Raw genomic sequence first — 15,757 nt, 5'->3', positions numbered from 1 at the left:
ATTCCGCTCTATCCGGTTTAATTAACAAAGTCTGTTCTTATCGCTTCATACTAGCAAAACGCTATTAAAACCTGAATAGCAGCATCAGCCAAGCCAACTAAACCCGACCGAAGTGAGATGCCGATTTTTCATCGGCAGAAACGGGGGCGGGCCCAACCTCAACCTAACAGCATTGTTATTGCTTTTCAAAAATAAAAAAGATTAAAACCAGATTAAAATCGACATATAAACCAACATATTTATCACTTAATTGATAAAAAAAATATATTAAATTCTCCTCAGGTTTGGATTTATGCTTTAATTATAGCTTTATTTGCACAAAAACGTATTTCATGGCCAAAAATTTATTAATCGTCGAGTCACCCGCAAAAGCTAAAACTATAGAAGGCTATTTAGGCAAAGATTTCCTTGTGAAATCTAGCTATGGCCACATCCGTGATTTAGTTAAAGGCGATATGGCGATTGATATTAAGAACAATTTTGCCCAAACCTACGAGGTTCCCGCCGACAAGAAAAATGTTGTCGCCGAATTAAAAAAACTAGCTAAAGAGGCCGAAATGGTATGGCTGGCATCCGATGAGGACCGCGAGGGAGAAGCCATCTCCTGGCACTTATTTGAAACTTTAGGCCTGAAAGTAGAGAAAACAAAACGTATTGTATTTCATGAAATTACCAAACCTGCAATTCTAAAAGCAATCGATAGTCCCCGTGGGATTGATTATAATCTGGTAAATGCTCAACAGGCTCGCCGTGTATTGGATCGTTTGGTGGGTTTTGAACTTTCTCCTGTATTATGGAAAAAAGTAAAACCATCCCTTTCTGCAGGCCGTGTACAATCCGTGGCCGTACGTTTAATTGTGGATAGAGAACGCGAAGTTTTAAACTTTAATGCAGCCGCTGCTTATAAAATTACTGCACAGTTTTCTACCGGAAAAGGAAAAGAAATGGTGAAGGCAGAATTGCCACAACGTTTTGAAAGTGAAGCGGATGCCGAAAAATTTCTTCAGGATTGTGTAAATGCTAAATTCGATATCACGAGTTTAGAAACCCGTCCGGCAAAGCGCAATCCGGCCGCCCCTTTTACCACTTCTACCCTGCAACAGGAAGCTTCCAGAAAATTAGGTTTTTCGGTTGCGAGAACCATGCAGGTTGCGCAGAGATTGTACGAAGCGGGTAAGATTACTTACATGAGAACAGACTCTGTAAATTTATCAGAAACCGCATTAAATGCTGCTGCTGCCGAGATTAAATCTGCTTATGGAGATAAATACCACCAACACCGCGTTTATAAAACCAAATCGGCTGGTGCGCAAGAAGCTCACGAAGCCATCCGCCCGACATATTTCGACAGACATACCGTAGATGGAGATATTTCAGAAAAACGTTTATACGATTTGATCTGGAAACGTTCCATTGCTTCGCAAATGAGTGAAGCTTTGTTTGAAAAGACAACCGCACAGATTACCGCTTCAACCAGAAAAGAACATTTAGTGGCAGAAGGTGAAGTATTAAAGTTCGATGGTTTCTTAAAAGTTTACCTGGAATCTACGGATGATGAAGAAAACGAAGAAAAAGAAGGTGGTGCAATTTTACCTCCTTTAAGTAAGGGGCAGGAATTATTTTTAAAAGAAATGCAGGCCACGGAGCGTTATTCGCGCCCGCCAGCCAGATATACAGAAGCCAGTTTGGTTAAAAAACTGGAAGAACTGGGCATTGGTCGCCCGTCTACTTATGCACCAACTATTTCTACCGTACAAAACCGTGGTTATGTGGTTAAAGAAGATAGAGACGGCAAACAACGAAAGTTTACTGCTTTTGTTTTAGCTGGTGGACAGGTAAAAAAAGAAATTAAATCGGAAATTACCGGTGCAGAAAAATCGAAACTTTTCCCTACTGATATAGGTGAAGTAGTAAACGATTTCTTAGTAGAACATTTTAAAGGTATTGTAGATTTTAACTTTACGGCCAAAGTAGAAAAGGAATTTGACGAAATTGCGCAAGGTTTACAAGAGTGGACCAAAATGCTGCATTCTTTTTATAATCCTTTCCATAGCGAAGTAGAAACCACTTTAGAAACTGCCGAACGTGCTACAGGTGAGCGTTTATTGGGATTAGATCCGGCAACTGGTAAAAATGTATATACTAAGGTTGGTAAATTTGGCCCATTGGTTCAGATTGGAGAATTGGATGAAGAGGAAAAACCCCGGTATGCCAGCTTAATGCGCACACAATCTGTTGCAACCATTACTTTAGATGAAGCGCTTGAACTATTTAAACTTCCTTTCCAGCTTCCTGATTTTGAAGGTAAGGAAGTAATGATTGGGGTTGGCCGTTTTGGTCCTTATGTAAAGTGGGGCGAAAGTTTTATTTCTCTTCCTAAAAACGAAGAGCCGCTATCGGTAACTTACGAAAGAGCAGTTGAAATTATCAAAGAGAAAATGGATGCTGATGCGCCGATTGCTTTTTACGAAGGTTTAGGGGTAACAAAAGGAAAAGGCCGTTTTGGTCCGTTTATCAAATGGAACGATCTTTTTATCAATATTCCGGCAAAAGGATACGATTTCGACAATTTAACACAAGAAGATATTAATACCTTAATCGGCAAAAAAGTAGAAAAAGAAGCCAACAGGTACATTAAAACCTGGGATGCTGAAAAAATCTCTATTGAGAATGGCCGTTGGGGACCGTTTATCCGTTTTGGCAAACTGATGCTCAAATTAAGGAATAACGAGGCGACCAAGCAGAAATATACACCGGAAGAACTGGCAGACATTGATTTGGAAACGGTGAAGAAAATGATCGTGGAACAGGTGCCTAATGCTTTTGAAACGAAGAAAAAAGCACCCGCAAAGAAAAAAGCAGCGCCGGCAAAAAAGGCTGTAGCGAAGAAGAAATAAATCTAAGATTAAAGATCATCTTGAAATTCATTAATTTACACAGTACGATTAAACAATTTAACAGTTAACCCAATTGAAATCAGATTTACCAGAAAATACAGTTGAAGATATCGCAATGGCCGTTGTATTAATGGGCGAAACACCTGAAGTAAAAAGCTGGACGGTTTATCTCGTCAATTTAAAAAACGAACCCATAACCAATGTTTTAATCAGCTCTAAGGGTTATGGAGAAAAAGACGGTAAGCAGGTAAAAACTTCTGTATTAAGGCACTTTGTTGGTGATATGGAAGCAAATTCTTTTGCTGGCGTAGAAGCCATTGATCCCGAGGTTTTTGGTTTAACCAACGAATACTGGCTGAGCTATTACATCGGCAGTACCATTTACGACAAAAAATTTATTTTCTTACCTGAAAGCATTATCGACTCTAATCTGATTAAAATTCCATTAGTGAACAGACCGGGGGTGATGATAAAATAGTTGGGAGTTTGGAGTGGTGAGTCTGGAGTCTTTTTCTAACGATTTAAAAGTATGAAGAAAAAATTAAATGATAAATTTTTTCTTCTGCATTTAGTCCTCACAACTCCAAACGCTCAACTCCAAACTCAGCTAAGGCACCTTAACCGCTTGTCCGTCTAGTTATTTCCAACCGATGCTGTTCCAAGGATAAATATTAATATCATTACTCCTTATCTGCGATTGATTTCCTGCATATATTATTGTACCTCCTATTCCAGAAGTCAATTTATTCCAAAAATTAATGCCCTTAAAGTAATCGGTGTTTATGGTTTTGCCAGCCTTAATTTCAATAGGATAAAGCGTACCTCCTTCATCAATCAGAACATCAATCTCATTCCCCACATTATCCCTCCAGAAATATAGATTATCGCTTAAACCTAAATTAAATCTTGATTTTAACATTTCAATAATAACCATATTTTCGAAAAGGCTTCCTTTACCTGGGTGAGTATCCAATTGTTGTTCATTTTGTATTCCAAGTAAAGCTGCTGCCAATCCTGTATCATAAAAATATAACTTTGGCATTTTAACTATACGTTTATTAAAGTTCTGATGATGAGGTCGCAGTAGATGTATCACGAAACTACTTTCAAGAACCGCAATCCACGAAGCAATTGTTTTGCTGTCTACCCCAACTTCAATTCCTAAACTGTTCATATTTAGTAACTGCCCGGTCCTACCTGCACATAGTCTTAAAAACCTTTCGAATAATGATAAATTGGTAATATTCTTTATCTGCCTCACATCTTTTTCCAAATAGGTATTTATATAATTTTGGTGCCATTTATTCGGCGGAATGTTTTGATCATAGATAGGTGGATAACCGCCCTTAAGAATAAAACTATTAATATTTTCTTCAAGCAAATTTGCAGATTTTAATTCTGGGATAGAAAGAGGTAGCAGTTTAATGTAAGCTACTCTCCCAGCTAAGCTTTGCACAATACTTTCTTGAAGTAAGAAATTATTAGATCCAGTTATGATGAACTTTCCTTTAGACTTCGATTCATCAAGAATTTGCTGTATATAAGAAAAGAGTTTAGGGGTCCTCTGGGCCTCATCTAAGATAGCTCCATTAGGAAATTGACTTAAAAATCCACGAGGGTCATCTTCGGCGTATAAACGCGTATCCGGATTTTCCAGAGAAACATAGGGTTTCTCTGGAAAAACATTTTTTGTTAAGGTAGTTTTTCCAGATTGCCTTGGGCCAATTACGGCTACTGATTTAAATTGATTACTTAAATCAAGAAGTTCTTTTTTAGCAGTTCTTTCTATCATTTTATAAATTTACAATTTCGGAATCGGATTCCGAAATTGTAAAAAAAATCATAGAACCTTAACAGCCTGCCTTCCAAGCAACTTCCAGCCTGATTTTTCTTTACTCCAGATTAAAAGAATATATAATTTTACATTTCCTGGAACATTTTTATCATTCGTTTTAGCATTTAAGGTATGCCTAACTAAGGCTGTTTTATTCTGAATAATAACCGATTGATCCGTTAAGTTGATATCTAGAAAATCAGATTCACCAGAAAGAAGCGAATGCATAAACTCTTGTTTAGTTTGCACTTTCCCGCTTGAGTGGCCATAACTCAGGTTATTGAGTAACAATTTGTCCAAACCCAGACTATCAGGATTTATCATTAAGCTGATCAGTTTGCTTACAGAATCATTTACTTCTTTTTCTGCATTTGTTTTTTGCGCAAAACAAAAATGCATAGAAATTAATAAACACGAAAGAATTAAGAGTTTCTTTGTCATATCTGGTTTTATTGAAGTTGATGCTGTAAACATATTCAAAACCCTGCAAATGAACAAACCATTCACTTTAATTTTCAACATTATTTCTTTTAACTTCAATTTAGTTGATTTTCGGGTGGAACAGTGGAATTTCGGTATATTCGAGTGAATTACGGCATAACAATTGTGGCAACCGCAGCGTTATAATCTCATTTATCTTAACGAATTTCATTTATGGAACAACCATCTACCTACCAATCGTCCTCAAAAAAGAAATTTATTTTTATTGGCTTGCTCGCTATTTCAATAGTTGCAATCGTATTTATTTATTTTAACAGGAAAAAGAAAAATCACGAAGAAAACCAGGCTTATGCGAAATATATCGAAGCTTATACTTCCGGTACCATTTCGAAAAAGAGTTTTATCCGCGTCCACCTGGCTAATGCCGCAACGGGCATGCAGGATCTGGGCAAAGCAGATACCCGCGAACTTTTCGACTTCTCTCCTTCTATCTCTGGAAAAACCTATTGGATAGACCCTCAAACAGTTGAATTCAGACCTGATGAAAGCCTTAAACCAGGTAAAAACTACGAGGCGACCTTTAAACTTTCGGAAGTTTCTCCTACAGAAAAAGGTCTTGAAGACTTCGATTTTGAGTTTAAAGTAATTACCCCGGGGATCATGCTTTCTCAAAACGGATTGGTGTCGCAAAACAACACTTCTCTGGATTACATGAAACTTACAGGTGAAGTAGCTACTGCCGACGTGGAAGAAACAAGTAAAATTGAAAAAACGCTGTCACTGGATTTTGATCAGAAATTAAAAATCAAATGGCAACATGATCCGGCTAAAAACACCTCGAAATTTACCATCGATAGCATTAAAAAGACGGGTAACGACCAAAATTTAAAATTAGAATGGGATGGTGATGCCATTGATGCCGATCAAAAAGGAGAAGTAGAAGTTCGTGTTCCGTCCATAAATAAATTCGAAATCCTTGATATGAAAGCCATTCAGGGAGAAGAAGATTATGCATTGGTACAGTTTTCTGAACCAATTGGTGTAGGACAGGATTTAACCGGTATGATCACCCTGGGCAACCTAAGTGATGTTAGGTACACCATTGATGCCAGTCAGGTTAAAGTGTACGCACCAGAAGAATTAAAAGGCAATTATGCTTTAAGTGTAAATGCAGGGGTCGAAAATATCAACGCCAAAACGCTAACCACCGGTAAAGTAGCCAATCTTGTCTTCGAAGATAAACTACCATCAGTTACCATTGCAGGTGCTGGCACCATTTTACCCAATTCAGGAAAATTGGTTTTACCTTTTGAAGCAATTAATTTAAAGGCTGTTGATGTAACAGTGATCAAGATTTATGAAAACAACATTCCGCAGTTTTTTCAAACCAATAGTTATAAAGATGGTAACGAATTGCGGAGAGTAGCCAAACCAATTCTGCAAAAAACGGTACGCTTAGATGAAGATAAAGCGCTTAACCTTCATAAAAAGAACCGCTTTACACTCGATCTGGATAAAATGATCCGTACTGAACCTGGTGCGATGTACCGTGTTACCATTGCTTTCAGACAGGAATATAACGCTTACAATTGCAAAGCCGGAGTAGAAAAAGGCGATGGTAATGATGAAGAAAGCGAATATGGGGATTATGAAGGTTATGGTGAAAAGATTGATGAGGATGATGATTTTTGGCAGCGTTATAATAATTATTATCCGCCAAATTACAGATGGGATGATAAAGACAATCCATGTACACCATCATTTTATACCAACCAGCGCTGGGCTAGCAGAAACTTAATTGCCTCAAATATAGGCTTAGTGGCTAAACGCGGTAACGACAATAGCATGCTGATTGTCGCAACAGATTTATTAACAGCAAAACCATTGAGTGGTATAAACCTGGAATTAATGGATTACCAGAAACAGATCATTTTTACGACTAAAACTGATGGTGATGGTTTTGCAAGTTTTGACCTGAAACGCCAGCCATTTTTATTGATCGCTAAAAATGGTTCGGAACGTGGCTACCTTAAATTAGACGATGGCAGCTCACTTCCTTTAAGCCGGTTCGATGTGGGAGGCGATATAGTTCAAAGTGGATTAAAAGGTTTTATTTATGGAGAACGTGGCGTTTGGAGACCTGGCGACAGTTTATTTGTTTCTTTCGTTCTGGAAGATAAATTAAAAAAACTTCCGGCCAACTACCCGGTAACCATGGAATTCTATAATCCTAAAGGCCAGCTTTACAAAAGATTGATTAATGGCAAGCCTTTAAATGGATTCTACACCTTTAAAACCGCGACAGAAAGTACTGCACCTACCGGTAACTGGATGGCCAAAGTGAAAGCAGGCGGTGCTACTTTTACCAAAACCTTAAAAATTGAAACCGTAATGCCAAACCGCTTGAAAATTGATTTCAACGTTGGCAATAAAACATATTTAAGCGCAGGAACCTCAGCTGCTACCCTATCTGCTAAATGGCTGTTCGGTGCCGTTGCACAAAACTTAAAAGCAAAGGTTGATGTAAACTTAAACACCACCGAAACCAAGTTTAAAGGCTTTGAGGGTTTTAGTTTTGATAATCCTACGGTTAACTTTGAATCGCAGGTTAAAACCATTTTCGAAGGTACATTAAACCAAAACGGTACCGCTCAGATTAACACCAATCTAAATGAGAACAATACTGCTCCTGGTGTATTAAGAGCAAATTTCACCACAAAAGTTTTCGAACCGGGAGGTAACTTCAGCATCGATAATTTCAGTATTCCCTATCACGTATACAACAGCTATTTAGGGATCCGTGCTGAAAAGGGCGATCGTTTAAGTGGTATGTTGGTTACCGGAAAAGAGCATAAAATTGAAATCGTTAATGTAAATACCGATGGAAAATTATTGAGCGGCACCAAAACCGTTACAGTAGAGTTGTATAAAACCCAATGGCGCTGGTGGTGGGAACAGGATGATCAGAACACTTACGCCAATTTCACTCAAAACCAGTTCAATAAACTGGTAGAAAGTCATCAGGTAAACCTATTCAACGGAAAAGGAAGCTGGAATTTACGCGTTGATGAACCAGAATGGGGCCGTTATTTAATTTTAGTACGCGATGTAAATGGCGGACATGTTACCGGCAAATCTGTTTACATTGATTGGCCGGGCTGGGCACAACGTGAACAAGGCAGCAACCCAACTGAGGCCTCTATGTTATCTTTCACAGCCAATAAAGAAAAATTTACCGTTGGAGAAGATATTACCCTAACCATTCCAACGGGCAAAAACGGAAGAGCACTGATCTCCATTGAAAATGGAAGCCGGGTATTAAAAACCTTCTGGGTAGATACCAAAGCCGGACAAACGCAATTTAAGTTCAAAGCTGAAAAAGAGATGGCACCTAATGTTTTTGCCAATATTACTTTATTACAACCGCATGCACAAACAGTTAACGATTTACCAATTAGAATGTATGGAGCTATTCCACTTTCTATAGAAGATCCGCAAACCATTTTAAAACCGACCATTAAAATGGCCGATAAAATTAAACCGGAAACCGAAAACACCATCACTGTTGGCGAGCAGAACGGTAAAGCGATGACCTATACCATTGCCCTGGTTGATGAAGGTTTATTGGATTTAACCCGATTTAAAACACCGGATCCACATGGTGCATTTTATGCCCGCGAAGGTTTGGGTGTTAAAACATGGGATTTATTCGACTATGTACTTGGCGCATGGGGTGGAAATTTAGAGCGTATTTTAAGCATCGGTGGTGATGGTAGCATCAACAAAAACCTTAATCCGGCTAAAGCGAACCGCTTTAAAGCAGTAGTTAAATTTATGGGGCCGTTTACCATTGGTAAAGGAGAAAGTAAAACACACAAATTTAAATTACCGCAATATATTGGCGCGGTGAGGGCTATGGTAGTTGCCGGACAGGATGCAGCTTATGGTTTTGCAGAAAAATCGGTTCAGGTTAAGAAGCCTTTAATGGTTTTGGCTACCTTGCCAAGAGTAATTGGCCCAGGTGAGAGTTTTACGCTGCCTGTAACCGTTTTCGCTACAGAGAATAACCTTAAAAAGGTATCCGTACAGCTTCAGGCCAGTAATTTAATTGTTCAGGGCAATAATAAACAACAGCTTTACTACAAACAAACGGGCGAGCAGATGACCTCCTTTGAGGTAAAAGCACCGAACAATGTAGGTATTGCCAAGGTAAAAGTGATCGCGCAAAGTGGATCAGAAAAAACGGTTTACGATGTAGAAATGGACATCAGAAATCCAAATCCTTATGTAACCAATGTGGTGTCTGCAACGGTTCAGCCGCATACCAAATGGGCTGTAAACTATTTACCGATCGGAATGACCGGTACCAATTCTGGTTCACTAGAAGTATCTTCTATTCCGGCGATTAACCTTGGCAAAAGATTGAGTTACCTCATTCAATATCCCCATGGCTGTATTGAACAAACTACATCAGGCATATTCCCACAACTATTTTTAGATCGGTTGAGCCCATTGAATGATCAGCAGAAAGCCAAAACAGAGAAAAACATCAAAGCTGGAATAAACAGACTAAAAGGTTTCCAAACTACTGATGGTGGTTTATCTTACTGGCCTGGAGAAGGAACATCTGACGAATGGGGAAGTAATTATGCCGGTCATTTCTTAATTGAGGCACAAAATGCTGGTTATACCTTACCTGTCGGCCTTCTGGATGAGTTATTGCGCTTTCAAAAATCAAAAGCGACAAACTGGGCACCAAACAGTAATAATTTCTATGGTGGCGATCTATCACAAGCGTACCGTTTATACATGCTGGCATTGGCTAAAAAGCCTGAAATGGCTGCCATGAACCGTTTAAAAGCTTTCCAATATTTATCTGTGGCAGCGAAATGGCGTTTGGCAGCAGCTTATAAACTAGCTGGGCAAAATGAGGTGGCCCTGAACATTATTAGAGGACTGGATACTTCCATCCAGGCTTACAAACAACTGGGTGGCACTTATGGGTCTGATGTTCGTGATCAAGCCATGATTTTAGAAACCTTAACCCTACTCGGTCAGAAAGCAAAAGCAGCCAGTTTATTACAACCTTTAGCAGCCAAACTTGGTGAAAACACCTGGTATAGCACACAAACAACCGCTTACAGTTTGCTGGCTATCGCTAAATTCTGCGGTTCAAATCAGTCTGCCAATAAATTGCAGTACCAATATATATTAGATGGAAAAACGGCACCTGTTAATTCAAATCAATATATTAACAGCACACCTGTAACCTTTAAAGGCAACACCGCATCGGTTACTAACAATGGAAATAATGTACTTTTTGTTCGCTTGGTTTTAGAAGGTCAACCAGTTGCTGGTCAGAACAACTTTTTACCTAACCGTCCTGAGGTTTTAGATATGAGTGTGAGCTACAAACGTTTAAACGGAAAAGTTCTAGATCCTACTACTTTAAAACAAGGAACAGATTTCTACGCAGAGGTAACGGTAAAAAATCCTGGCAGGATGGGTTACTACGAACAAATGGCATTAACTCAAATTTTCCCTTCGGGATGGGAAATTATTAATACCCGCGTTAACGATAACCAGAGTATTTTAGCTTCATCTCCTTTTACCTATCAGGACATTAGGGATGATCGCGTTTTCACTTACTTTAATGTTAGAGAGGGCGAAAGCCTGGTTTATAAGGTATTGCTGAACGCATCTTATCTGGGTAAATATTACTTATCGGCTGTTCAATGTGAAGCGATGTATAATAATGATATTTCGGCCACAGAAGCAGGTAAGTGGGTGCAGGTGGTGAAATAGAATATCTTTAAACCTCCCAGGTTTTAAAAACCTGGGAGGTTTAAATTTTTCGTGAGATACGAATGAAAAAATAGAGGAAATAAAACGTATTCATAAACAGAGACCGTCTAAAATGAAAATTATATTTACGATTTTAATTTTTCTTGTTCCGTTGTGTTCAATTGCACAAAAAACCGGAATTGTCTCCGACATTAACTATCAAATGGGATACGTTTACCTGAAAGGAGCATTTAAACCCAAAGCACTTGCTGAGAACGACTTAAGTTTTAATCTGTTAACTTATTTAACTGATTATTTAAATAAAAAAGATATTGAAAATAAGGAATTAGAAAATTTTGATTTTAAGGAACTGGAGTATTTTTCTCAGCGAAATAAATACAAAAAAATGGTTGCTTATGCTGAAGATTTCTGCATTAAAAATAACCTGGATCAAATTATAATTATTAGAAAAGAAAATGCTTATACCTTAACAGATCCTATGCAAATGTTTTATGGTTTCGATCATGATTTTGGCATTGCAACATTGAGTATATATGATAAGCGACCAATATTGTTTTATAATTTATCATTAATTAGGTATTTAAAAGGAAGCAATAATTTAAAAATACTTCTGGCGCCTGGCTACAAAAATCACAAATTCGATGATGTGGTTTTTGATAAAGAAAATTACAAACTCATAAATGATAAAGTTTTACTGTATTTCCGGCCAGTTTTTGAAACGATATTAAATAAGGGACTTGATAAATAATTTTATAAATCGCTTAAGCTTAGTAAAATCGATCTTAAATAGTATAGGATCAGCCAGATAATTAGGACACTTAAAAAACGAGGGTAAAATTAAATTTATTTTACTCCCGTTTATATTACGAGCGTAAATTTTACCCTTGTATAAATTACGAGTGTAAAATTTAACTATATTTACACTCGTTGTATGATTGCAGGTAAAATTTACTTCTGTTATGGAAAAGTTTAAACGAGAAATACCTTATAATAAATTACCCTTATTACCTCCTAATAAGGATATCGAAACCAGAGAAATATTGCTTAAAACAATTTCTGCAAGCAGAGCGCTTGCTCAATTAAATGGTGCACTTGTTAATTTACCAAACCCAACACTTTTTTTAGATACCATTCATTTACAAGAAGCAAAAGCCAGTTCAGAAATTGAAAACATCATTACAACAAATGATGAACTATACAAAAACCTAGTAGCCGACAATAATTTTGAGAATAGCTTGACAAAGGAGGTCTTAAATTACAAAGAAGCTTTGTGGCTAGGTTTAAAAAAATTAGAAAAGAAACCCTTTATCACCACAAATTTATGTATAGAGATAGTACAATGTATAAAACAGAACCAGGCAGCAATTAGAAACACACCAGGAACAACTTTAAAAAACAATAAAGGCGAAGTGATTTACACGCCACCCACAGGCGAAAATATTATTAGGGAAAAATTAGCTGATTTAGAAAAATTCATAAATAGCAACAAAGAAATTGATCCTTTAATAAAAATGGCGGCAATGCACTATCAGTTTGAGGCAATACACCCTTTCGCTGATGGAAATGGTAGAACAGGACGTATTTTGCTTTTATTATATTTAAAAATAAGTAAGCTTTTACACATTCCTGCAATTTACTTAAGCGGGTACATCATCAAGAATAAAAATGATTATTATAAAAATCTAAAAGCTGTAACCGAAACTAACAATTGGGAGCCTTATATCATTTATATGCTGGATATGATAGAGGTTACAGCGAAGACAGGCATTACCCAATTGGAAAATATTACTAGATTAATGAATGTAACTGCCGATGAAATTAAATTGAGATTACCTAAAGTGTATTCAAAAGACTTAATTGAAATTTTATTCAAATTACCCTATACAAAACGACAGACATTAACAAATGCAAATTTAGGAACACCTAAAACCGTCGGGAATTACCTTACTCTATTAGAGTCTAATGGTTTCTTAAAATCAACTAAAGTGGGAAAAGAAAAGCTTTATATCAATTATAAATTACTTGACATTTTAGAGAAAAATTAAATACGCCTGAGTATAAATTTACAAATAAAACCTCTCAAATTTTAAGTTTAAAGTTCCTTATCTTCAAAATCTACATGAACAAAATCCCAAAAGCATTTCTCATTTCTGATCTCATCTGTTTTGTCTTGCTTTTGGCATTTCTTTTCGCTTTACCCTCCAAACTTTTCAAAACAACTACTTCTTATGTAATTGAAGCCAGCAATGGCAATTTACTGAGTGCTGCAATTGCCAGCGATGGCCAGTGGCGCTTCCCGGTGGCCGATAGTGTTCCTGTAAAATTTAAAGATTGCATTATCGCTTTCGAGGATAAACGGTTTTATAATCACTTTGGTGTGGATATTTTGGCCATGAGCAGGGCCATGCGACAGAACTGGCGAGCCAAAAGCGTTGTAAGTGGTGGCAGTACCTTAACCATGCAGGTAATTCGCCTCTCACTAAAACAAGACCGAACGGTTTGGCAAAAATTATTGGAGGTGATTTTAGCAGTACGCTTAGAAATAAGATACTCAAAGGAAGAAATTATTGGCCTATATGCTGCTAATGCGCCTTTTGGAAGTAACGTTGTGGGTTTGGAGGCTGCAAGTTGGCGCTATTACGGACGCGATGCTCAAACGCTTTCCTGGGGCGAGATGGCCACCTTAGCCGTTCTTCCCAACAGCCCGTCGTTGGTTCATCCCGGTAAAAACTCGAGCAGGCTGATCAAAAAAAGAAACGATTTATTAGATAAGTTAGCCAGGCTAAAATACATCGATCAGGCAACGGCTAATTTAGCTAAGTTAGAGCCTGTTCCGGGCAAGCCCATGCCCCTACCGCAAAATGCGCCACACTTATTAAACCGTTTTAAAGCAGAAAGAGCAAGTTTAAAAATCAATTCTACGAGGATTACGTCCACATTAGATGAAAACATCCAGTTGAAAGTAAACTCGATATTAAAACGCTATAACAACCGCTATAGAGCCAACGACATTAATAATATTTCAGCTTTAGTGCTTGATGCCAGAACTGGTCATGTGGTGAGTTATGTAGGTAATATTTACCAGCCGGAAAATGCTGACCTGCAAAGTCACGTAGATATGATTAAGGCGCCGCGCAGCCCGGGTAGTACCTTAAAACCTTTGCTTTATGCCAGCATGATGAATGATGGATTCATATTGCCGCACACCTTAATTCCAGATATCCCGACTCAAATAGCAGGTTATTCGCCTCAAAATTACGATCTGGGTTATGATGGTGCCATCGCTGCAGATAAAGCGCTGAGCCGTTCGCTAAACATCCCGGCTGTAAAAATGTTGCAGCAGTATAAATACGAACGTTTTTATGATAAATTAAAAAAATTGGGGATCGGAACACTGAACCAGCAGGCAGATCACTATGGTTTGTCGTTAATTTTGGGTGGCAGTGAAGTTACGATGTGGGATTTGGCCAATACTTATATGGGTATGGTACGTACGCTAAACCATTTCAACACCTACAAAGGCCTCTATAATCCTGAAGATTATAAACAGGCAACTTACTTTAATAATAAAACTAAAGAAGAAAAAGACTATCAGCGTAACTCATTTTTAGATCATGGTGCAATATGGGCAACCTTTAATGCCATGGAAGAAGTGATGCGCCCAGGTGATGAAGGTTTATGGGAACAATTTTCCTCGTCGCAAAGAATAGCGTGGAAAACAGGTACCAGTTTTGGTTTCCGCGATGCCTGGGCCGTAGGCTTAACTCCAAATTACGTCGTATGCGTTTGGGTGGGTAATGCAGATGGTGAAGGCAGACCTGGTTTGGTGGGAATAGAAGCGGCCGCACCGGTGCTCTTTGATATTTTCAGGTTATTACCCAACGGAAAATGGTTCGAAACGCCCACAACAAAACTTAAAAAACTTAAAATTTGCAAAAAAAGCGGTTACAAGGCAGCAGAATATTGTACTGATGTGGTACAAGAACTTGTTCCTGTTTCGGGAGAAAAGACTTCCATTTGTCCATTTCACAAATTGGTCCATTTAGACAGAACCGGTACTTTCAGGGTTACCGACCAATGTGAAAGTATAACCAATATGCAGCACAAAAGCTGGTTTATTTTACCACCTGCCATGGAATATTATTATAAAATAAAAAACAGCGATTATAAATCCCTCCCTCCTTTTAAAGCTGGCTGTGAACTCTCAGGTGGAAATAGTGTAATGGAGATCATTTACCCAAAAAATAATGCGATAGTTTACATTCCTTTAGAACAGGATGGATCAAGAGGTAAAATTGTGATTAATGCAGCACACAGAAATCCAGGTGCTAAAATATATTGGCACATTGATAATGAATACGTAAGCACCACTACTAATTTTCATCAATTGGCCATTAGTCCGCCACCAGGTAAACATACCTTAACCTTAGTTGATGAAAATGGAGAACGCCTGGTACAGGTTTTTACAGTTTTGGATAAGGAGAAGAAAGGTGAAAAGTAGATGAAGGTTGATGTAGTGATTTATATTTTTCTTCTCTCTACAGTCTTGAGTTTTATAAACCTGGTATAGTGAAAATCCTTTTTAATTTGAAATGACCTTAAATATGTTGACATGCTGAAGGTTAATTTATTTCATATAAATCATTATAAATGACAGTATTAATCGACGCATAAAAATCCCTCGAGTTACCGTCATTTCGAGCGGAGTGCTACCTGTACCGATTTTACATCGGTAACGCAGTCGAGAACCACGAAGTGCTTAGCAAAGCTAAATCTAGCT

8 protein-coding genes are annotated in these 15,757 nt (G+C 37.9%); 6 read left to right on the top strand and 2 right to left on the bottom strand.

Annotated features, from left to right (window positions below; genetic code table 11):
* Nucleotides 1–332 precede the first annotated feature (332 nt).
* Together topA and FFJ24_RS06865 are read left to right on the top strand one after the other, a co-directional pair.
* Nucleotides 333–2,897 (top strand): type I DNA topoisomerase, encoded by a 2,565-nt coding sequence (topA, locus tag FFJ24_RS06870; protein WP_138823788.1) that lies wholly within the window; start codon nucleotides 333–335, stop codon nucleotides 2,895–2,897.
* A 73-nt stretch (nucleotides 2,898–2,970) separates the two neighbouring features.
* Nucleotides 2,971–3,375 carry a hypothetical protein gene (locus FFJ24_RS06865; RefSeq protein WP_138823786.1) on the top strand — a complete coding sequence of 135 codons (405 nt, stop codon included), beginning with the start codon at nucleotides 2,971–2,973 and terminating at the stop codon, nucleotides 3,373–3,375.
* Between the two features lie 159 nt (nucleotides 3,376–3,534).
* Here FFJ24_RS06865 and FFJ24_RS06860 read toward each other — a convergent pair whose 3' ends face one another.
* Both FFJ24_RS06860 and FFJ24_RS06855 read right to left on the bottom strand, forming a co-directional pair.
* Complete coding sequence (locus FFJ24_RS06860; protein WP_138823784.1) at nucleotides 3,535–4,689, bottom strand: ATP-binding protein; 1,155 nt, start codon at nucleotides 4,687–4,689, stop codon at nucleotides 3,535–3,537.
* Between the two features lie 48 nt (nucleotides 4,690–4,737).
* Nucleotides 4,738–5,172 carry a nuclear transport factor 2 family protein gene (locus FFJ24_RS06855; RefSeq protein WP_138823782.1) on the bottom strand — a complete coding sequence of 145 codons (435 nt, stop codon included), beginning with the start codon at nucleotides 5,170–5,172 and terminating at the stop codon, nucleotides 4,738–4,740.
* A 213-nt stretch (nucleotides 5,173–5,385) separates the two neighbouring features.
* Between FFJ24_RS06855 and FFJ24_RS06850 the strand changes: the two genes are divergently transcribed.
* The 4 genes from FFJ24_RS06850 (at nucleotide 5,386) to pbpC (ending at nucleotide 15,478) form a co-directional block, all read left to right on the top strand.
* Nucleotides 5,386–10,977 carry an alpha-2-macroglobulin gene (locus FFJ24_RS06850; RefSeq protein WP_138823780.1) on the top strand — a complete coding sequence of 1,864 codons (5,592 nt, stop codon included), beginning with the start codon at nucleotides 5,386–5,388 and terminating at the stop codon, nucleotides 10,975–10,977.
* A 112-nt stretch (nucleotides 10,978–11,089) separates the two neighbouring features.
* On the top strand, nucleotides 11,090–11,725 hold the full coding sequence (locus FFJ24_RS06845; RefSeq protein ID WP_138823778.1) for a hypothetical protein: 636 nt from the start codon (nucleotides 11,090–11,092) through the stop codon (nucleotides 11,723–11,725).
* A gap of 211 nt (nucleotides 11,726–11,936) precedes the next feature.
* Nucleotides 11,937–13,022: a Fic family protein gene (locus tag FFJ24_RS06840; RefSeq protein WP_138823776.1), complete on the top strand. Its 1,086-nt coding sequence runs from the start codon at nucleotides 11,937–11,939 to the stop codon at nucleotides 13,020–13,022.
* 74 nt (nucleotides 13,023–13,096) lie between these two features.
* Entirely contained in the window at nucleotides 13,097–15,478 is a 2,382-nt protein-coding gene (gene pbpC, locus FFJ24_RS06835; protein WP_138823774.1) for a penicillin-binding protein 1C, read from the top strand.
* Nucleotides 15,479–15,757 lie beyond the last annotated feature (279 nt).

The organism is Pedobacter sp. KBS0701 (assembly GCF_005938645.2).
Taxonomy (GTDB): domain Bacteria; phylum Bacteroidota; class Bacteroidia; order Sphingobacteriales; family Sphingobacteriaceae; genus Pedobacter.
The sequence above is the reverse complement of the archived record's forward strand: the minus strand, read 5'-3'. Positions and strand labels throughout refer to the sequence as shown.

Coding starts and splice junctions, on each gene's coding strand:
- FFJ24_RS06855 (WP_138823782.1), bottom strand. CDS start 5,172: ATGACAAAGAAACTCTTAATTCTTTCGTGTTTATTAATTTCTATGCAT.
- FFJ24_RS06845 (WP_138823778.1), top strand. CDS start 11,090: ATGAAAATTATATTTACGATTTTAATTTTTCTTGTTCCGTTGTGTTCA.
- pbpC (WP_138823774.1), top strand. CDS start 13,097: ATGAACAAAATCCCAAAAGCATTTCTCATTTCTGATCTCATCTGTTTT.
- FFJ24_RS06860 (WP_138823784.1), bottom strand. CDS start 4,689: ATGATAGAAAGAACTGCTAAAAAAGAACTTCTTGATTTAAGTAATCAA.
- topA (WP_138823788.1), top strand. CDS start 333: ATGGCCAAAAATTTATTAATCGTCGAGTCACCCGCAAAAGCTAAAACT.
- FFJ24_RS06850 (WP_138823780.1), top strand. CDS start 5,386: ATGGAACAACCATCTACCTACCAATCGTCCTCAAAAAAGAAATTTATT.
- FFJ24_RS06840 (WP_138823776.1), top strand. CDS start 11,937: ATGGAAAAGTTTAAACGAGAAATACCTTATAATAAATTACCCTTATTA.